The following is an 18,188-nucleotide window of genomic DNA, read 5'->3' on the forward strand; positions in this document are numbered from 1 at the left end:
GTTTGTCGGGGTTTATAGCTTCTGTTCCGCGCAGCTTATAACGGGAATGGAGAAGACTGCCTGTGCATGTGGTTGTTATTGGGGCAGGGGCTATCGGCTCTTATGTTGGCGGGGCGCTCGCCCAGAGCGGTCATGATGTGACTTTTCTGGCGCGTCCTGCACAATATGAGGTGCTGCGCCAGCATGGCCTAAGATGTGATAAGGTAACCGGGAAACAGAGTGTTTCTGTAAAAGCGGTGCCTCAAACACAGGATTTAAAGCCAGCAGATTGTGTGCTGGTATGTGTAAAGTCAGCCGACACAGAACAGGCGGGGCGGGACCTTATTCCGGCATTGAGGCCGGACACAGTTGTTTTCAGTTTGCAAAATGGTGTGGAAAACGCTCAGCGTCTTGAAAGCGTGACGCATCGGCCAGTTGTGCCGGTTGCTGTATATATCGCTGTCAGCATGCTTGCGGCAGGCCATGTTGTTCATCATGGTGGCAACCGTCTGGTTATAGGGCAGGCTGAAAATAGCGCAAATAATGCTGCATTTTTTGCGCAGGCGGGTTTTACTGTAACGGTTTCTTCTCACATCATGACGGTGTTATGGGAGAAATTGATGGTGAATTGTGCCTATAATGGTTTATCGGCACTTTCGCAGATGCCTTATGCCCGCATGATGCAGATAGACGGTGTGCAAGATGTCATGGTCAGTCTTGTTCAGGAATGCCAGACTGTTGCATCTGCACTTGGTATTCCTAGTTCGCCAGAAATTATGGAAAACCTTTTCACTATAACAAGCGCGATGCCCGAGCAGATGTCTTCGACTGCTCAGGATTTACGACGTGGCAAACCGACTGAAATAGAAGCTCTGAACGGTTATATTGTCAGGAAAGGGCAGGAGCTTGGTATCGCCACACCTGCCAATCAGGTTATTCTGGTGTTAACAAGACTGGCAGAGAAAAGTCACTGTTTGGCTCGCTAGTTAATCAAAATCTGTTGCTTTGTTGGGCTCTTGGTGGTGCGCAAAAAGTGCAGCAATCTGTTCGGGTAATACTCGGCCCAGAGATAAATCTTCAGGAAGTTCATCCTGCCCGAAAAAACGTACTTCGCTGGTTTCTATACTTGTTGTCGGGCTACCGCCGGTTATTTCCCCTAAAAAGAACAGCTTTGTAACCGTAAACGGCTCAGGGGGCTGATGGCCTTGGGTTGTACGGTCCAGCGCCATGGCAAGTTTTGTAATACGGACAGTGTAGCCTGTTTCTTCCCATACCTCCTTGGCGGCGCATTGTGCGGCAGTATGGTTTGCATCCGCCCAGCCACCGGGAATGGTCCAGCGGTTGGCATCCAGAATTTCGCGCACCATCAAAATGCGGCCTTGTGTATCAAATACACCAATGCGCACTTCCAGTTTTGGCGTGGCATACCCATGCTGCTGGGCAAATAATGCTTCAATACGGTCTTCTAGCTCTGCGCTCCCGGCTGCCATCATGCGGGCAGCAAGGGTGCGCAGCATCTCGTATCGTTCACGGTCAAAAGGGTCTTGTGCGTAAGTCAGGCCGGTCTGTGCAATAGCTTGAATGTCTCGTGCCCAGATAAGCCACGCAGGTTCTGCCATGACATTGTCCTTCCGTACCGACCAAGAGAAAAAACCTTGATAGGGCAGGAAGACTCTGAATGCAAAAACGGGAGAGCCGAAGCTCTCCCGTTTGCATTAAACGTGTTTGAACGGTGACGTATCAAGCCAGTGTTGCGGCTGACTTGCCATCAATCGTCAGGCCCTCACCGTTGGCAGAGACCGGTACAGTTTCACCATCGTGGATGGTGCCCTGTAGCAGCAATTCAGCCAGTGGGTTTTGCAGGCTCCGCTGCACAACCCGTTTCAGTGGGCGTGCTCCGTAAACCGGGTCATAGCCTTCGTTTGCCAACCAGGCATGCGCCAGATCATCCAGTTTGAGAGTGATCTTACGGTCATCAAGCAGTTTTTGCAGTCGGCCAATCTGGATATCCACAATGGTGGTCATGTCTGCTTTCTGCAACCGTGAGAACAGGATAATCTCGTCCAGACGGTTCAAGAACTCAGGGCGGAAGTGCTCACGCACCACCTTCATGACCTGCGCCTGTACCATGTCCACACTTTCACCATCCGGCTGATGTGCCAGCACATCGGACCCAAGATTGCTGGTTAGGACAATAATGGTATTGCGGAAGTCCACCGTACGGCCCTGACCATCGGTCAAGCGGCCATCATCAAGCACCTGAAGCAGAATGTTGAAGACATCCTCATGGGCTTTTTCAACTTCGTCAAACAGGATGACCTGATACGGTCTGCGGCGTACAGCCTCAGTCAGCACACCACCTTCTTCATATCCCACATAACCGGGGGGCGCACCGACCAGACGGGAGACAGCGTGTTTTTCCATGAACTCGCTCATGTCTACACGCAGCAGAGCTTTCTCATCATCAAACAGGAAACGTGCCAGAGCTTTGGTCAGTTCTGTCTTACCCACGCCCGTCGGGCCGAGGAACAGGAAAGACCCGATGGGCCGGTTAGGGTCCTGCAAGCCTGCGCGGGCACGGCGTACGGCGTTGGACACAGCTTTAAGGGCTGGCTCCTGCCCAACAACGGACCGGCGCAGTTCATCTTCCATACGCAGCAGTTTAGCGCGCTCGCCTTCCAGCATCCGGTCAACCGGAACACCAGTCCAACGAGAAACCACAGAGGCCACCCCTTGGTCGGTCACAGCTTTGGAAACCAGATCTGTTGTGCCGGGGTCAGACTGTGCGTCCTGTGCCTGCGTGATCTGAGCCTGAAGGTTGGGAATAACCCCGTACATCAACTCAGAGGCCTTACCCAGATTGCCTGTGCGCTGTGCCACTTCTACTTCGGAACGTGCTTGATCGAGCTGCTCCTGAAGTTTCTGCACGGCATTTACACGGTCTTTCTCCGCGTGCCATGCGGCACTCATGGCGTCAGACTTCTCTTCCAGATCGGCCAGTTCTGCTTCAACAGATTCTAACCGGTCTTTACTGGCGGTATCGTCTTCCTTCCGTAGGGCTTCACGCTCAATCTTGAGCTGAATGATACGGCGGTCGAGCTCGTCCAGTTCCTCCGGTTTGCTGTCAATTTGCATACGCAGGCGGCTGGCAGCTTCGTCAATCAGGTCGATAGCTTTATCCGGCAGGAAGCGGTCCGTGATGTAGCGGTTGGACAGCGTTGCTGCGGAAACCAGCGCACCATCCGTAATCCGCACACCATGATGCAGTTCGTACTTTTCCTTAATGCCGCGCAGGATGGAGATGGTATCCGCGACAGACGGCTCACCCACAAATACCGGCTGGAAACGACGGGCAAGAGCCGCGTCTTTCTCAATATATTTACGATATTCATCCAGCGTGGTGGCCCCAATGCAGTGCAGGGTGCCGCGTGCGAGTTCCGGTTTGATGAGGTTGGAGGCATCCATAGCCCCATCACTACGGCCAGCGCCAACCAGCGTATGCATTTCATCAATAAAGAGGATGATCTGCCCTTCGGCGGATTCAATCTCTTTCAGCACAGCTTTTAGCCGCTCTTCAAACTCACCGCGATATTTGGCACCAGCAACCAGCGCCCCCATGTCTAGGGAGAGCAGTTTTTTGTTTTTCAGGGCCTCAGGTACGTCACCATTGATGATGCGCTGAGCCAGCCCCTCAACAATAGCTGTTTTACCAACGCCAGGCTCACCGATCAAAACCGGGTTGTTTTTGCTGCGGCGGGCCAGAACCTGAATGGCGCGGCGAATTTCCTCATCACGGCCAATAACCGGGTCAAGCTTGCCAGCCTGAGCAACAGCCGTGACATCACGGGCATATTTTTTGAGTGCGTCAAAGTTGGCTTCAGCGTTTTCGCTGTTCACGGTCCGTCCTTTTCTTATGGTGGCAATGGCTTTTTCCAGCGCATCCGGCTTTGCCCCATTTTCTTTCAGGGCCTTACCGGCTGGCGTGTCGGAAAGCGCAATGCCCACCAAAAGGCGGTCCTGCGCAACAAAGCTATCTCCAGCTTTTTGTGCTGCTTGCTCAGCGCCATCCAGCAGCCGCACCAGATCTGGCGTGGCTTGGGGCTGGCCTGCACCGCCACCTTGCACTTTTGGCAGTTTGGCAAGCGCCTGTTCTGTTGCCGCTTTTACGGCTTCCGGGTTGCCGCCTGCCGCGCGGATGAGGGCTGACGCAGCACCTTCATTATCATCCAGCATGGCTTTGAGCAGATGCTCCGGCGTGAATTGCTGGTTGAAATCACGCAGGGCGATGGTCTGTCCAGCTTGTAGAAAACCGCGAGACCGTTCTGTAAATTTTGCGATGTCCATAACTATCCCTCTTGTCCCTTTTACTTAGGCGACTGAAGGCCTTGTCTCCGCCCCATTATGGCAGTGGAGGCATGGTCTTTTCTTCGCTAACAGAGATTGGAACGTCTGTTGCAACAATCAAGAGGGGATGGTGCAAATCTGTTGTGCAGCAAAAGGGTGCAAGTGTCTGGTATCGGGGCAAAAACCCGGAAATCTCAGGAGTCTGTGGTCGTGCGAGGGAGGAAAAATCCTGCACGTTGACAGAGAAAAAAAATACGTCTGCCTTGCATGCTTACAAGAACCATAACGGCAAGGCTAAGAGTGCCCAATGTCGAGCGCAACGCGATGGCTTTTGGCGGGGGTAATGAGTGCCAAGCCATCCATATAAAATTGCTTTAGCCGCAAAATAAGCTGCCCATGCGAGAGTAAATATCCTGAAGAAAGATAGAAGTTCCTGCCGCTCCGGGGGGAAGGTAAAGCCTTGTCTCTCTTCCACCATTTCCTGAATGAGAGAAGGGGAGCCATAGGCGCCCCATATGAAGCTGGCGCAGGTTACAAGGTTTGTAATGCTGCCTTCATACCGTATTATGAAGGGGGTAGGGGCGAGCAGATCAATCACACCAAAAACAACTGCCAGAACAGAGCAGATAACCCACAGGCGGGGGAAGGATGCCTTACTGAGCAACCGGCGTATCGTGTCAGCGGCCACGAAAGCGAGTGTCACCATTATGGCTGTTTTGGCGGAGCAGAACGTTGCCAGCAGCCAGAAGATAATCAGGCTTGCAAATTCCAGAAAAAAGCGTGGAGAAGGCAGGCGGCGCATCATGATGATCACTCTTGGAGAAAAAGAGGCACAAAAAGGACAAGTGGTGCCGTATTTACAGTGTATAGATTGGTGCGAAGGGGCGGAAATTGTCAATTAAAATATACAGTGTAAAGTTTGGGGCGTAGAGATGCAGGATGCACCGCAGTCGGGTCAGTATCATCACGGCAATCTGCGTACGACATTGCTTCAGACAGCCCGAACGCTTCTGGAGACTGAGGGGCCAAGAGGGCTGAAGCTGCGCGCCATTACACGGGCTGCTGGTGTGTCTGCCATGGCGGCAACACCACATTTTGGTAATTTACAAGGTCTGTTAACGGCTCTTGCAACGCAGGGATTTGAAGAGCTTTCCCGTAATATGGAGCAGGTGCGACCTCGGACCCTGAACGCAGTTGGCATAGCCTATATTTTATTTGCGCTCGAAAACCCTGGGTTGTTCACACTGATGTTCAGGAGTGATGCAATAGATGGCACACAGCCCGGTTTCCGGCAGGTGGCGCAACGCGCCTTTTCAATTCTGGAAAAAAAAGCAACCACGGCCGATGGAGCATCTACAGATGCCGCGGCATCTGCACTTCAGGCGGCTCGCTGGGCACAGGTGCATGGTTTGGCTGTGCTGGCCCTAGATGGATTGCTGGACCCGTTTGTAGAGCGGGAGCCGGGGCAGACACTGGAAAAATTTGTCGTGCAGGTTATGGCGCGTCTCGCACTGTAAGCGCATAAAAAAGACCGCCCGCGCGTATTGAATATACGCAGGCGGGCGGCCTTTTATACTGTAACACGGCTCTGGTATCAGCGCCGCGCTTTCAGTTTTTTATCAGGCAGCGTTCAACTGAGCTTCTGCGAACTCATAGTTTGCAAGCTTGTCCAGATAGTTGGTGATGTAGTCAGGACGACGGTTGCGGAAGTCGAGGTAGTATGCGTGTTCCCATACATCCAGACCCAGCAGGACCTTACCGTGGCCTTCAGCCAGAGGGTTGGAGCCGTTAGCCGTTTTGGTTACGGCCAGCTTGCCGTCTTTCCCCAGAACCAGCCATGCCCAGCCTGAACCGAACTGTGAAATTGCTGCTTTCTTGAATTCTTCCTTGAAAGCATCAACGCTGCCAAAGTCACCATTGATTTTGGTAGCCAGTTTGTCAGGAATAGCGCCGCCATTAGCGGACAGGTTCTGCCAGAACAGGATATGGTTCCAGTGTTGGCCCGCATTGTTGAAGACGGGAGCCTGAGAGGCATCGCCTTTAACAGCCAGAATGATCTCATCAAGTGACTTGCCCTGTAGCTCGGGCTTGGCTTCAACAAAATTGTTGAGTGCTGTCACATAGGCCTGGTGGTGCTTGTCATGATGCAGTTCAAGCGTTTCCTGGCACATGCCACGAGCGGCAAGAGCGTTGTAGGAATAGGGAAGTGCTGGCAGTTCAAAAGCCATGACAATACTCCGTTAAAATTCAAGGCGGTGATGCGCCGTTCCCCAGAGCTATGAGGCAATGCAGCGGGCGTCAAGGGACAGGTCCATGACAGTTAAGACAAAGTGCCTTGCCACTGCCGCCGTTCCGGGTTGTGGTCTGCCAACGTGCCGGAATGGAAAAGGCTCCCTAAAAGACCATCACAGAATGCATGACAGTGGCTCAGGGCAAAGAACAGAGAGTGTTTTACTATAAGACACCCCACGCTCAGGTGCTGATCTAACAGCGAAGGAAGAAAAAACGGATGGTTTCTGCCAGTAGTCTGGAAGACCGCGTTAAAGCTGAGGACCCGGACCGCGCTTTGTGTGCGCAGTTTCTGCCGCGCGGGGTGCGGGAGGATGTGTTTACTCTTCTGGCTTTTCACAATGAAGTGACCCGTGCTTTAGCGCCCGCACGATCCAGCGCTGTGGTTGGGCCAATGGCAGGGTATGTCCGCCTGCAATGGTGGCGGGATGTGCTGGAAGGAACCCGGGCCCCCGAGCACGAAATTGCTCCCCTTATGCTCGCTGCGCTGGAACGCGGTGTATTTCAGTATTCAACCGTGTTGGGTATTCTGGATGCGCGGGAGACAGAACTTGCACCCGAACAGGATGTCACACACTGGTCAGGCATGATGCTAAAAGGCAGTGGTGGCCTGCAACGTGCCGTGGGTGAGGCTTTGGCCGTTCAGGACTCAATTCTGCTCGATCAGTTAAGCGCGTGCGGGGCTGCTTACGGGGCCGGTGCCATGCTGCGGCATTGGCCTGTTCTGCAAAAAAGTGGGCGCTACATTTTCCCCGGATCACCAGAGGGTCTGCAAAAGATCGCAAAGACATGGCTGGAGCAGAGCGATAACAGGCAATCTGTACCACGCCCATATCAGGTTGCTTTGCTGCCCGCCGTTTTGGCGAGGCGGGATATAGGCCGAGGCAGCCAGTCTGCCGGTATGGCGCGTGGCATCATGGACAGGCTTGCAGTTATGGCAGCAGGGTTAAAGGCCTAGAAAGGCACGATAGGTATCAGTAAAAATTCTGTTCAGGGAGAATAGTTCGGAAAAGTACCCTGGACCTGTCTGGCTTTTCGTTCAGGCGTGAAAACCCACCAATTCAGTGCTTCTCCGGTCCGGGCCTGATGAATGGCAGCTTTTAGAACATCATGCACACAGGGGTCATGCCTCTGGCCTGTGGCATGGCAGAGAGCCAGATAAAGAATATCTGGCTCCTGCGTTGCAAGCTGCGCGATGGAATGAATATTCAGCAAAGCAAAATCGGCCAAGGCGGCTTTGCCAACATTCCACAGGGTTGCAAGATCTGTCTTAGGCATCGTTTGCGACAATTTTTTCCATGACACCAATCAGCACAGAGTAGTCTGCATCTTCCGCAGCACGACGGGCGAGGGATAGTTGTTGTGTAACAGCAGCGAGCGTTGGTGCTGGCACGGCTTGGCGGGCCGCGGCGTCCATTAACAGCCGCATGTCTTTCTGCATAAGCCGGGACGGAAACTGAGGTGAGAAATCGCCTGCTTTTGCAGCCCGGATCTTACGTTTGTGATGCGGGGAGATAACAGCTACTTCATCCAGCGCATCAAAGAGCATGGAGCGGTCCAGACCAGAAGCCAAACCGTAAGCAATAGCTTCTGCCACGGCGGCGAGCCCCGCGCCCATAATACCATTGATAACAAGTTTAAGACGCGTGCCGCTGCCTGCCGGGCCTGCATGGACGGTTGTTTTGCCAATACAGTCAAAAATGGGTTTGGCCCGTGCTATGGTGGCAGTATCCCCGCCAGCCAGAATGACCAGATTGCCGCTTTCGGCTTCCGGCGTACTGCCTGATACTGGGCAGTCGATAACACTCACGCCTTTGGCTTGCCCGGCTTTTAGTAACTCGGCGGAGGCTTCGGGAGAAACTGAGCTGGTATTAAGCAGCAGGTCACCTTCCTTCATACCGGCAAGGGCACCTTCCGCACCATACATGGAGGCGGCAAGTGCTTCATCATCTGGTACACAGGCCAGCACAAAATTGGCTTTGCGTGCGACCTCTGCGGCACTGGGCAGAAAGGGGGTGGAGCCATCTCCCCCCTTGCCGGACGGTGTGTAAGCCACAGCGGCATACCCAGCTTTTTTAAGATTGTCTGCCATACGGCATGCCATGGCACCAAAGCCGATAAAACCGATTGTTTGCTGGGATGTCATGATAATTCCTTTCTCTCCACCTTTGATTTTGTGGCACAAACGAAACAGAGCCTGATACGGTTTTCAGGCAGAAGCATGGGGCACTGTGCTCCGCTTTAAAACGTCCTACAACAGGCTTTCTGCTGTGAAAGGGCCCTCAGAACATGTCAGTTTTTCGTTATCCTTTGCCTTCAGGTTCCGAGATTACGCCCCGCAGGCTTTTTTTGTCACGGCGCGCGGTTATAGCTGGCGCAGCAGGTCTGGCTGCTTTGGGGCCGGAGGGGGCGCGGGCCTCCACGCTACAGGGCATGCCCGAAACACAGCGCGGCTGGCCCGCTGTGGAAAAGCCAACGCCTAAACAGGATGTTCTGAACTACAATAATTTTTATGAGTTTGGCACGGAAAAGTCTGACCCGGCTGAGCTGTCGGGTAGCTTCAAACCAAGGCCGTGGAGTGTGCAGGTTGATGGGCTGGTGGATCACCCAAAGACATGGGACATAGAAGCCCTGATAAAGCAGTTTGGCCAGCAGGAACGCCTTTACCGTATGCGGTGCGTGGAGGCGTGGTCCATGGTTATTCCGTGGAGCGGGTTTGAACTTGCTGCCCTGTTGCGCGCAGCATCTCCTCAACAATCGGCCCGGTATGTTGCTTTTACGTCTGTGGTCAGACCGTCTGAAATGCCGGGGCAGGCTGGAGGGTTGTTTTCTCTTAAATGGCCGTATGTTGAGGGGCTGCGGCTAGATGAGGCCATGCATCCGCTCACCTTGCTGGCAACCGGTGTGTATGGGGAGGACCTACCCCCCCAAAGCGGTGCGCCGATAAGGCTGGTTGTGCCATGGAAATATGGCTTCAAAGGCATAAAGTCCATCACGCGCATTACCCTGACAGACAAGAAGCCACCAACCAGCTGGAATTTGATGGCTCCAGAGGAATACGGCTTTTACGCCAACGTCAATCCGGAGGTCGATCATCCACGCTGGAGTCAGGCCAGTGAGCAAATTATTGGGGAAGGCAGCGTGTTCAGGACCGCACGTAAGCCCACGCAGATGTTTAACGGATATTCCGAGCTGGTTGCCAGTTTATATAAAAACATGAACTTACGGAAAGAGTTTTAATATATGGATCCTACTGCTCCATCGCCTCAGCGCAAACGTAAACGCCTGTCACCTTTAACCCGCCAAGTGCTGCTTTATCTGGCTTGCCTTATTTTTGCTGTGTATGATTTGGCGCAAGGTATGGCCGGAAATCTGGGGCCTAACCCTGTTTCTGTCTGCCTGCACGATTTTGGCCGCTATGCGTTCCGCTTTTTACTGCTGTCTTTAGCGGTGACGCCCCTAAAGCGGTTTGCGGGTGTTAATCTTATTCTTTATCGCCGTCCCCTTGGGTTGGCGGCGTTTAGCTATGCTGCGCTGCATGTGATTTTCTATGTTGGCGTCGCGCGCCATTTTGACGGGCATATTTTGTGGAAGGACTTTACCTCTCGTCCATTCCTGACGTTTGGGTTTCTGGCGTTTCTTATTCTGCTGGTGCTGGCTCTGACCTCCACCCGGCGTACCATCCGTGCCCTAGGGCGGAAGTGGGCACCACTTCACAAAACTGTTTATCTGGCAATGGTTTTGGCAAGTATTCACTACAGTATCGCGTTTAAAACGTGGCATGTGGAGCCGTTTATTTATGCGGCTATTGCTGCCCTACTGCTTGTTACGCGTTTGATTAAGACGCCCGTGCGTAAACAGGCGGCATAACGTTCAATGAGCCTGTTCCGTAGGGGTATGGAACAGGCTCAGACTGTCTCAACGCACCGCTTGTAGTAGGGTTGTGTCGGCTTGGTCAGCGGAGTGCAGATGGACGGTTTTGCCACGCGCTCTTAAGCGTTCTGCTATTTTTTCTACCGTTTCCGCAGCACTAATATCCCATATCTTTGCGCGATCCAGATCAAGTATTACTGTCGGGGCGCTATCTTGAAAATTGATGGCGTCCGTCAGGACTGTTGTTGAGGCAAAAAAGAGCTGCCCTACAATATGGTAGGTCCGGGTTTGTCCATCAGGGCTAAGGCTGTTTTCCACGCGCAGCAGTTTCATGACCTGAAAGGAGAAGAACAACCCGCTGAGCAAGACGCCGCAGCCTACACCGGCTGCCAGATCATGCGTAAGCACAACAACCACTACAGTTACCAGCATGACAGTGGAAGAAAGGCGAGGGTGGCGCACAAGTTCTTTCAGGGAGGACCAGGAGAATGTGCTGATAGACACCATAATCATAATGGCCACCAGTGCAGCAACCGGTACCTGCGCTACAAATTTATGCAGCGCGACAAGTAGCAACAGCAGAAACGCGCCGGCTGTAAAAGTGGACAGTCGGCCAGTGCCACCATAACGCAGGTTGCCAACAGTTTGCCCCACCATGCCGCATCCGGCAATCCCCCCGAACAGGCCCACCATGATGTTGGAGAAACCAAGACCTGTACATTCCATACGCTTGTTGCTGTGGGTATCCGTTATTTCATCAACGACGCCAGCCGTCATGAGGGATTCCAGAATACCGACCATGGCCATTGCAAAGGCGTAAGGGAGCACAATTTTAAACGTTTCCACCGTGAGCGGCAGGTGTGGCAGGGTGAAGGTCGGTAAGCCTGTTGGTAAAGCCCCAAGGTCTGCCACCACATGTACAGGCATGGGGTACGCCATGGTCAGGCCGGTTAAGACCAGAATACAAATGAGCGGAGAGGGAATGAGCGTTGTTACGCGTGGGAGCAGATAAACAATCGCCAGTCCCAGGCCTATCAGCGCATAGGTATGCCAGGTCACATGCAGCATTTGCGGCACCTGAGCGGAAAAAATCAGGATGGCCAGCGCATTGACAAACCCCATCTCCACCTCACGCGAGACAAAACGCATGATGTTCTGGAGCTTGCACAGACCAAAAAGAATTTGGATGCCGCCAGCCATAAGCGTTGCCAGCAGCAGATACTGCAAGCCATGCTCGTGCACCAGATCTGCTGCTACGAGGGCAACCGAACCTGCTGCGCCGGAGATCATGCCTGGTCTGCCACCCGTGATGGCAATAGCAATGCTGATAACAAAGGAGGCAAACAACCCAACTTCTGGTGCTACGCCAGCGACATAGGAAAACGCAATAACTTCAGGAATAAGGGCAAATGTCCCAACCATGCCTGCAAGCACATTTTTGGTCGGGTCTGTTGTCCATTCCTGAATATAGGTACGAACAGTCACATAAATCCTTTCTACCGTATTACAACGGATGTTATTTATGGTGTGAGATGAAGTATGCCGTGTGTAGCGTGGCGGCAGGTAAATTGTAAGCGACAATTTAAAAGTAGAAAGCTTAGATCTGTTACGTTATAATATCGAAATTAATAAAAGAGCGGCCTTATTTTAGTCGGATTGAGAAAAAAATGCTTCTGCTGCGGTATGAAATAAAATATCTGGCTATAATTTTTGCCACTATGCTGGTGAGCAGAAAAGACCGTTTAACAGTTTGTGCCATAACTCTGTTGTTAAGTATGGCGCTGGTTTTTGCCTTCGTGCATAGGTCTCAACACATTGTAGCGTGGCCTATTGTGATAGTGTTACATGTGGTGTGTGCGGGGTTGGCCAACATCTTTATTTCTTTGAGAATTAAGTATTTGGTCGCGCACTCTATTATGGCTGTTGCTGCGTTAAATAAACGAGAGATTTTTGTATACAGATTTTTTCTGACTCTCTTTTCCTTTATTGTTGTTTTTTGCATATTTTCGTTTGAACATATTTTTCTCTCTCTTGCTCAGTTCGTAATAATAGCAGGGGTATGGGGTGCATCATTCTTGTGTGCTCATTCTCTGGAGAACAGAGCAGGTCGTGTTCCAAAATTTAGTCCTAGAATAAGGGGACATAGTGCCAAGATATTCGCCAATAAAAAATTTCAGTTCTTTGCGAAAATTTTTCTTGTGGCGGGTATTTGTATTTTATCTTTTTATCAGAAAACTGAAGCTGACAGAACGCGCTGTTTTAGTGTGTGCTATGCTGTTGTTGTCTTTCTGTGTTTTTTTAAACCCTATAATGCACGACGTGCAGCCTTTGGTGTGATGATGGGTGAAAAGGTGCTCAAAAGCGCGTGGAGGGAAAACATTACTCGTATTTATGGTGTTCTCTTTCTCAGTACACCGATCGTATTTTTCCCATCATTATGGGGTATTGCTTTAAAGACTATTGTCCCTGTGGGATGTTTAGCGTTTGTGATGTCTGTTTTCGTCACGTTGCATTTTCGTGTGCAGTCTGAGAGATGGGCGCAGGTCGCACTTTCGGCTGATGTCGCACTCCTTTTGGTAACGGCTCTCTGCGCTTTACCCGCAGTTATGCCTTTATTCGTTTTGCAATGTGCGCGCCTTGTCTCCTTAAATCGGCGATCTCTTTGGAGAGTATTGGGGTAACCATGATGATGTATCCACGTATTCTGGCTCAGGGTGTGCAGGTTGAGCATCATCATAAAGTGGTGGTGTCTCTGGAGTATCTGGATATTTGCGGTCCCGGTTGGTTTGGTATTATTGGAGCCAATGGTGCGGGTAAAACGACATTACTGCGTGCCATGTGTGGTCGCTTACCCCTTGATGCGGGGCAATTTTATCTTGGGAACAGTAAAGTTCCGGTACACCGGCAAGATTTGGCGCGCCAAATCGGCTTCATGCCGGATGTTACGCATCTACCTTTGGATCTGAGCGGGAAAGACCTTGTCGCGTTGGTGGCGCAGCAACTGGGTCAGCCTGCGTTAGATAATAGTCTTGGCCCTTTACGGCAGGCATTGGGGGTGGAGCGGTTCTGGCATCGGCCTGTGGGCCAGTATTCTGCTGGAATGAAGCAAAGAGTGGCACTCTATTGTGCGTTTGCTGGTGGCCAAAAAATGGTTGTGCTTGATGAGCCATTTAACTGGCTTGATCCTGTTTCACTTTTTGATGTGAAAGAGTGTCTCAATAATATGGCGCAGCAAGATTTTTTATTGATAACAACCTTGCATGAACCGTTAGCATTTTTACAATTTTGTAAAGCCGGTATGTTGTTGGAAAGCGGGCATAATCGACTTATGCTTGATGAGAGCAAAATGGCGGATTTCAAAAAAGGGTCTCCGGCAGATTTTGAACGCTATGTCGTGACGTCTCTGCGGACAGAAGCCAAAAGTACAGTGTAACGTTGTACCCTGCATCGTTCATTGCACGAGGGCTGGACGTGTTTTATGGGAAGCAACATGGCACAACAGAACTCATCCCCTTTGATTTGGATTCTTGCTGGAGAGGCCAGTGGTGACGTGCTGGGTGCGCGCCTCATGCAGGCTTTAAGGGCTCAAAATCCTGATATTCGGTTTGCCGGTATTGGCGGCGCGCGGATGAAGGAAGAAGGGCTCAGTAGTCTTTTTCCCATGCGAGACTTAGCCGTTATGGGGTTGGTGGAAATTCTGCCGCGCCTACGCGCGCTGTCCGCCAGATTAGATCAGGCAGTAGAGCATATTACAGCACTTCAGCCTGATGTTGTTGTGACGATTGATAGTCCGGGTTTTGCGTTACGGTTATTAAAACGCATTGCAAATCTAGGCGTGCTGCGGGTTCACTATGTTGCTCCACAGGTTTGGGCATGGCGGCAGAAAAGGGTGAGGGAGTTTCCCGGTTTATGGGATGAATTGCTCTGTCTTCTTCCGTTCGAAGAGGCCTTTTTTACCAAGCATGGGCTACACACCCGCTTTGTCGGGCACCCTGTTTTACAGTCAGGCGCACAGTTGGGAGATGCTGCAAGATTTCGTCAGCAGCATGGAATAGGGGAAAATACGCGCCTGCTTATTCTCATGCCGGGAAGCAGGCACTCAGAAGTGCCAAGACTGTTGCCAGTGTTTGGGCGCATGCTGTCTTTGTTACGCCAGACCATGCCAGACCTTGTTCCCGTTATCCCGGTGTCCGCTGTGGTGGAACAGGCGATAATACAAGGGACATCAGACTGGCCGGTACAGCCCATTATTGTGACTGATATTCAAGAAAAGCACGATGCTTTTGCCGCTGCCGGGGCTGCTTTGACAAAGTCAGGCACATCTACACTGGAACTGGCTCTTGCCGGTGTGCCTATGGCTGTGACATATCGTGTAAACTCCGTAACAGCGTTCATGGCGCGGCGGCTGATCCGTGTGCCGCATGTTGCCATGGTTAATTTGCTGGCAGGTAGGGCGATTGTCCCTGAGTTGTTGCAAGAGAAGTGTAATCCCCGTTCACTGGCACAGGCCGTAACCATTTTATTTGACAAACCTGGCGTGGCTGAGCGCCAGAAGCAGGCTTTTAAAACTGTATTGGACGGTTTGCAGGGCCCGGATGGCAGGCAACCGGCGGAAGCTGCGGCAGATGCGATTTTGGAATTATTGAAGAACAAAAAATAACATTTGATGAAAGAATATTCTAAGGCGCTGAGCAATCAGGTGCAACAGGCAAACAAGCTTTGAAACGCCGGTTCAATAGGTCCAATGTGAACGCCTGATCTAGTAGTGGTTGTGGTAATGGCGGCGCTTACGAGTAAAAAAACTATGCCGTGATAAAGAAAAATTCACCGAGAGAGAGCTAGATGGGGGGGTAAGATCGTCCATTCGGCTCTTAAAAATACTGTAGTGATTTACAGAGACTTTCATCGGTATTTCATCAGAAAACTGCATGTCGATTGAAACCGCGTAAACCGCAGTGAAAGTCACCTTTTCTAGATTAGATAAATAGTTATCCCCAAAGCTGAGTTTCAGCTTACCAAAATAGCGATGTAAAAACGACATGGCGCCTTTGGTCATGCAGGCATGAAAACGGTTACTTATGACGATATTTTTGCCAATATGCAGCCGCTCCATAGCCTTTGACAGGAACGGCGTACTCCGTGCTTCTTTCTGTTAGGGCATAGGTTCTTATGAACTGTCTGTGCCGCCATTGTCTGTAATCAGAACTTCATCTTGAACAGTATAGCATTCAAGGAAAAATCAGATTGTACGAATGCAGATAGCAAATATCTATGCTGCATTCGATCTGGTTAGTTCAAAAAATGCTAGTGTGTTATTCGCGCAAACATTTTATTTAAGATCAAATATGATGGTTTTTTACAAACCAGTATTCAGCGTTGGGGTTGCTTCCCGGTCGCCAATCAGAACAACCAGCAAATTGGAGATCATTGCTGCGCGTTGTTCGGGAGGGAGCGCGTGACCCATGCGGCTTTCAAGGTTGCTGAGTGCATCATCAATAATGGCTACAGCCCCTTCGGTAATAATACGCCGTGCAGAAATAACAGCACTTGCGGCCTGCTTGCGCAGCATGGCGCTGGCAATTTCCGGAGCATAGGCTAGGTGAGAAATACGCGCATCTACAACATCAATGCCAACAGGGGCCATGCGTTGTTTTAGTTCGTTCAGCAGCAGGCTGGCCAAGGTGTCACTTCCATCACGAAGCGTCAGGCCTGTGTGAATTGGGTGTTCCGGGGCGTGGTCAGCCGCATTCTGCTGTTCTGTTGGGTCATAGGGGTATTGGCTGGCCAGAAGGCGCAGGGTGGTCTCGCTTTGGGCTGAAACATACGCACTGTAGTTTTCAACATCTAACAAAGCACGCGCAGCCTGAGACACACGCCAGATAATGACAGCACCAATTTCTACTGGGTTGCCAACAGCGTCGTTGACTTTCAGGGGGCCGCATTCTTCCGTTTTCAGGCGGAGAGAAACTTTGTTGCAGGAATAAAAAGGGTTTACCCACCAGAAGCCAGATTGCGTCAAGGTGCCTTTATAAGACCCGAAAAAGAGACAAACCGCCGCCTGATTGGGTTGCAGAATGATCAAACCTTTAAGAAGGGGGGCCGCAACAATTAGGCATATAACGCCGATAACCGGCACAAGAGCTGTCATGGCGGGAGAAAACTGTGCTGCTGACAGCATAAAACAGAATGCGGCGACCAAGCCTAAGCCCAGACAGCCGCCTAAAGCGATCCATGCGCTGAATGGGCGCAGGGTGTGCTCAACAATGGGCTGGCCGGTGTTTTCCGGCTTTTCTGGATACGCGGGAGAAGACGGCAGGGAAGGTGAGGTCATCGAGCGGTATCCTATAAAGCCTTTAGGAAAGGTTAGGCGTGAGTGTGTCCGTAAAGTTGGTTGGGGTCTATTTCTGGCTTGGTTAGTTCTTTCAGTCCGTCAGGTGAAAAGGCGCGATAGAAACAGCTTCTGCGGCCTGTATGGCAGGCAACACCAATCTGGTTGACAAGGAGCAGTACAGCATCTGCATCGCAATCCAAGCGTGCTTCATGCAGGTGCTGGATCTGGCCAGACGTTTCCCCTTTGCGCCAAAGCTTCTGGCGGCTTCGGGAATAATAGCAGACACGGCCTGTTAGGAGAGTTTCCTGCAAGGCTTCCCGTGTCATCCAGGCAATCATCAGAATTTCACCGGTATCATGTTGCTGCGCAATGGCTGCGACAAGGCCATTTTTGTCAAAAGAGACGGCATCCAGCATGGAAGAGAGAACGGAAGGAGACGGGGCTTGGTAAGTCATGATTGGCCAGATTTATCAGAGGGGGGAAGGGAATTTGCTTGCTCGGCCTGAATGCCTGCCAGCAGCCATGAGGGAGGACGCGCAACAAGATTATGCCCCTCAGCGACAAGAGGGGCGTCAAACGCCGAGAGTTTAAGGAGCGCTAGCCCGACATGATCCTGCGATGACCGCATGGTTCCCACCTCACTACCCTCGGCAAAAATGGGGGTGCCAGGTGGTGGCAGGGGTGCTGTGCTGGCAACAGGGACAATGCGGCGTTTGAGCAAGGTGCGGTAATGCATGCGGGCTGTAATTTCTTGCCCCATATAGCACCCTTTGGTCCATGAAATACCGCCCAGAAGGTCCATATTGGCTTCGGCGGGCAGAGTGCGGCCTATTTCACAATCCTGCACCCCATCTGGCAGGCCCAATACAAGTCTGTGCAGCGCGTAGTCCTGCTCAGTGGCCGTCAGTGCCATTGTGTCTGGTGCGTCAATCAAACGCCACCCGGCACCGTCCAGCCGTGGGTCTACGTAGGTTATGGCTGTTTCAAGAGGGACGGCATCCGGCCTTTCGCCCCACGCTGCCACGACAGTCAGGCCAGTAAGATCTAGCTGGATGTTTGCGCGAAGTTTGAAGCGGAGCAGTTGGCTGCGCAGGGCCTCTGCCTGCTCCGTAGCGCAGTCAAGAAGAAGGCAGGTATCATCCGGGTCCGAGACCAGAAAAAAATCGGCCTGCCATCGACCTTGAGGTGTCAGGCAGGCTGCCCATGTTGCGGCGCCGGGTGTAAGGGCTGCAACATCTGCCGTAATCAGCCCTTGCAGGAATTTAACACGGTCCGGCCCCGAAAGCCTGATGACAGTCCGGTTGGTGAGCCGTGTACTGTGTGTGATGGGTAACATGCCGGGTCTCCCAGAAAAGAGGCCTGCGCTTCGGGC

18 protein-coding genes are annotated in these 18,188 nt (G+C 51.9%); 8 read left to right on the plus strand and 10 right to left on the minus strand.

The window, feature by feature from the left end; translation table 11 throughout:
* Window positions 1–62: 62 nt before the first annotated feature.
* Window positions 63–965, plus strand: a complete 903-nt coding sequence (locus ACTIDN_RS07885) for a ketopantoate reductase family protein (protein WP_441376610.1) — start codon at window positions 63–65, stop codon at window positions 963–965.
* Here ACTIDN_RS07885 and ACTIDN_RS07890 read toward each other — a convergent pair whose 3' ends face one another.
* The 3 genes from ACTIDN_RS07890 to ACTIDN_RS07900 all read right to left on the minus strand — a co-directional run bounded on the left by ACTIDN_RS07890 (window position 966) and on the right by ACTIDN_RS07900 (window position 5,128).
* Window positions 966–1,598: an NUDIX hydrolase gene (locus tag ACTIDN_RS07890; protein WP_441376611.1), complete on the minus strand. Its 633-nt coding sequence runs from the start codon at window positions 1,596–1,598 to the stop codon at window positions 966–968. It lies immediately after the preceding gene.
* Between the two features lie 121 nt (window positions 1,599–1,719).
* The gene (clpB, locus tag ACTIDN_RS07895) at window positions 1,720–4,323 is read right to left on the minus strand and encodes an ATP-dependent chaperone ClpB (RefSeq protein WP_441376612.1); all 2,604 of its coding nucleotides are present in this window, start codon (window positions 4,321–4,323) and stop codon (window positions 1,720–1,722) included.
* A gap of 271 nt (window positions 4,324–4,594) precedes the next feature.
* A complete protein-coding gene (locus ACTIDN_RS07900) occupies window positions 4,595–5,128 on the minus strand; it encodes a hypothetical protein (protein ID WP_441376613.1) in 534 nt (177 codons plus the stop codon).
* Window positions 5,129–5,255: 127 nt separating this feature from the next.
* Between ACTIDN_RS07900 and ACTIDN_RS07905 the strand changes: the two genes are divergently transcribed.
* Window positions 5,256–5,840, plus strand: coding sequence for a TetR/AcrR family transcriptional regulator (locus ACTIDN_RS07905; RefSeq protein WP_441376614.1), 585 nt, complete (start codon window positions 5,256–5,258; stop codon window positions 5,838–5,840).
* Window positions 5,841–5,942: 102 nt separating this feature from the next.
* Here the strand turns inward: ACTIDN_RS07905 and ACTIDN_RS07910 are convergent, their stop codons facing one another.
* Window positions 5,943–6,551 carry a superoxide dismutase gene (locus tag ACTIDN_RS07910; protein ID WP_415507906.1) on the minus strand — a complete coding sequence of 203 codons (609 nt, stop codon included), beginning with the start codon at window positions 6,549–6,551 and terminating at the stop codon, window positions 5,943–5,945.
* Between the two features lie 281 nt (window positions 6,552–6,832).
* On the opposite strand from ACTIDN_RS07910, the gene ACTIDN_RS07915 reads away from it, so the two are divergent.
* Window positions 6,833–7,570: a squalene/phytoene synthase family protein gene (locus ACTIDN_RS07915; protein ID WP_441376615.1), complete on the plus strand. Its 738-nt coding sequence runs from the start codon at window positions 6,833–6,835 to the stop codon at window positions 7,568–7,570.
* Window positions 7,571–7,602: 32 nt separating this feature from the next.
* Here the strand turns inward: ACTIDN_RS07915 and ACTIDN_RS07920 are convergent, their stop codons facing one another.
* Together ACTIDN_RS07920 and ACTIDN_RS07925 are read right to left on the minus strand one after the other, a co-directional pair.
* Window positions 7,603–7,890, minus strand: a complete 288-nt coding sequence (locus tag ACTIDN_RS07920) for a helix-hairpin-helix domain-containing protein (RefSeq protein WP_441376616.1) — start codon at window positions 7,888–7,890, stop codon at window positions 7,603–7,605.
* Entirely contained in the window at window positions 7,883–8,758 is an 876-nt protein-coding gene (locus tag ACTIDN_RS07925; protein WP_415507909.1) for an NAD(P)-dependent oxidoreductase, read from the minus strand. Before ACTIDN_RS07925 ends, ACTIDN_RS07920 begins: the two co-directional genes overlap by 8 nt.
* A 143-nt stretch (window positions 8,759–8,901) precedes the next feature.
* On the opposite strand from ACTIDN_RS07925, the gene msrP reads away from it, so the two are divergent.
* Complete coding sequence (gene msrP / locus ACTIDN_RS07930) at window positions 8,902–9,852, plus strand: protein-methionine-sulfoxide reductase catalytic subunit MsrP (RefSeq protein ID WP_441376617.1); 951 nt, start codon at window positions 8,902–8,904, stop codon at window positions 9,850–9,852.
* A 3-nt stretch (window positions 9,853–9,855) separates the two neighbouring features.
* Entirely contained in the window at window positions 9,856–10,482 is a 627-nt protein-coding gene (locus tag ACTIDN_RS07935) for a sulfite oxidase heme-binding subunit YedZ (protein ID WP_441376618.1), read from the plus strand.
* 48 nt (window positions 10,483–10,530) lie between these two features.
* On the opposite strand, the gene ACTIDN_RS07940 is transcribed toward ACTIDN_RS07935, so the two are convergent.
* On the minus strand, window positions 10,531–11,970 hold the full coding sequence (locus ACTIDN_RS07940; protein ID WP_441376619.1) for a SulP family inorganic anion transporter: 1,440 nt from the start codon (window positions 11,968–11,970) through the stop codon (window positions 10,531–10,533).
* A 182-nt stretch (window positions 11,971–12,152) separates the two neighbouring features.
* On the opposite strand from ACTIDN_RS07940, the gene ACTIDN_RS07945 reads away from it, so the two are divergent.
* The 3 genes from ACTIDN_RS07945 to lpxB are packed head-to-tail and all read left to right on the plus strand — an operon-like array spanning window position 12,153 to window position 15,145.
* A complete protein-coding gene (locus ACTIDN_RS07945) occupies window positions 12,153–13,166 on the plus strand; it encodes a hypothetical protein (RefSeq protein ID WP_441376620.1) in 1,014 nt (337 codons plus the stop codon).
* A gap of 2 nt (window positions 13,167–13,168) precedes the next feature.
* Window positions 13,169–13,918: an ATP-binding cassette domain-containing protein gene (locus tag ACTIDN_RS07950; protein ID WP_441376621.1), complete on the plus strand. Its 750-nt coding sequence runs from the start codon at window positions 13,169–13,171 to the stop codon at window positions 13,916–13,918.
* A 57-nt stretch (window positions 13,919–13,975) separates the two neighbouring features.
* On the plus strand, window positions 13,976–15,145 hold the full coding sequence (lpxB, locus tag ACTIDN_RS07955; protein ID WP_441376622.1) for a lipid-A-disaccharide synthase: 1,170 nt from the start codon (window positions 13,976–13,978) through the stop codon (window positions 15,143–15,145).
* A 696-nt stretch (window positions 15,146–15,841) separates the two neighbouring features.
* On the opposite strand, the gene ACTIDN_RS07960 is transcribed toward lpxB, so the two are convergent.
* The 3 genes from ACTIDN_RS07960 to ygfZ are packed head-to-tail and all read right to left on the minus strand — an operon-like array spanning window position 15,842 to window position 18,152.
* The gene (locus ACTIDN_RS07960) at window positions 15,842–16,816 is read right to left on the minus strand and encodes an SPFH domain-containing protein (protein WP_441376623.1); all 975 of its coding nucleotides are present in this window, start codon (window positions 16,814–16,816) and stop codon (window positions 15,842–15,844) included.
* A 32-nt stretch (window positions 16,817–16,848) separates the two neighbouring features.
* Entirely contained in the window at window positions 16,849–17,271 is a 423-nt protein-coding gene (hisI, locus tag ACTIDN_RS07965; RefSeq protein ID WP_086651378.1) for a phosphoribosyl-AMP cyclohydrolase, read from the minus strand.
* Window positions 17,268–18,152, minus strand: a complete 885-nt coding sequence (ygfZ, locus tag ACTIDN_RS07970) for a CAF17-like 4Fe-4S cluster assembly/insertion protein YgfZ (RefSeq protein ID WP_441376624.1) — start codon at window positions 18,150–18,152, stop codon at window positions 17,268–17,270. The genes hisI and ygfZ overlap by 4 nt, the downstream gene beginning before the upstream one ends.
* Window positions 18,153–18,188: the final 36 nt, after the last annotated feature.

The sequence above is a fragment of the Acetobacter sp. genome (genome assembly GCF_052102375.1).
Taxonomy (GTDB): domain Bacteria; phylum Pseudomonadota; class Alphaproteobacteria; order Acetobacterales; family Acetobacteraceae; genus Acetobacter.

Coding starts and splice junctions, on each gene's coding strand:
- ACTIDN_RS07890 (WP_441376611.1), bottom strand. CDS start 1,598: ATGGCAGAACCTGCGTGGCTTATCTGGGCACGAGACATTCAAGCTATT.
- clpB (WP_441376612.1), bottom strand. CDS start 4,323: ATGGACATCGCAAAATTTACAGAACGGTCTCGCGGTTTTCTACAAGCT.
- ACTIDN_RS07900 (WP_441376613.1), bottom strand. CDS start 5,128: ATGATGCGCCGCCTGCCTTCTCCACGCTTTTTTCTGGAATTTGCAAGC.
- ACTIDN_RS07905 (WP_441376614.1), top strand. CDS start 5,256: ATGCAGGATGCACCGCAGTCGGGTCAGTATCATCACGGCAATCTGCGT.
- ACTIDN_RS07910 (WP_415507906.1), bottom strand. CDS start 6,551: ATGGCTTTTGAACTGCCAGCACTTCCCTATTCCTACAACGCTCTTGCC.
- ACTIDN_RS07915 (WP_441376615.1), top strand. CDS start 6,833: ATGGTTTCTGCCAGTAGTCTGGAAGACCGCGTTAAAGCTGAGGACCCG.
- ACTIDN_RS07920 (WP_441376616.1), bottom strand. CDS start 7,890: ATGCCTAAGACAGATCTTGCAACCCTGTGGAATGTTGGCAAAGCCGCC.
- ACTIDN_RS07925 (WP_415507909.1), bottom strand. CDS start 8,758: ATGACATCCCAGCAAACAATCGGTTTTATCGGCTTTGGTGCCATGGCA.
- msrP (WP_441376617.1), top strand. CDS start 8,902: ATGTCAGTTTTTCGTTATCCTTTGCCTTCAGGTTCCGAGATTACGCCC.
- ACTIDN_RS07935 (WP_441376618.1), top strand. CDS start 9,856: ATGGATCCTACTGCTCCATCGCCTCAGCGCAAACGTAAACGCCTGTCA.
- ACTIDN_RS07945 (WP_441376620.1), top strand. CDS start 12,153: ATGCTTCTGCTGCGGTATGAAATAAAATATCTGGCTATAATTTTTGCC.
- ACTIDN_RS07950 (WP_441376621.1), top strand. CDS start 13,169: ATGATGATGTATCCACGTATTCTGGCTCAGGGTGTGCAGGTTGAGCAT.
- lpxB (WP_441376622.1), top strand. CDS start 13,976: ATGGCACAACAGAACTCATCCCCTTTGATTTGGATTCTTGCTGGAGAG.
- ACTIDN_RS07960 (WP_441376623.1), bottom strand. CDS start 16,816: ATGACCTCACCTTCCCTGCCGTCTTCTCCCGCGTATCCAGAAAAGCCG.
- hisI (WP_086651378.1), bottom strand. CDS start 17,271: ATGACTTACCAAGCCCCGTCTCCTTCCGTTCTCTCTTCCATGCTGGAT.
- ygfZ (WP_441376624.1), bottom strand. CDS start 18,152: ATGTTACCCATCACACACAGTACACGGCTCACCAACCGGACTGTCATC.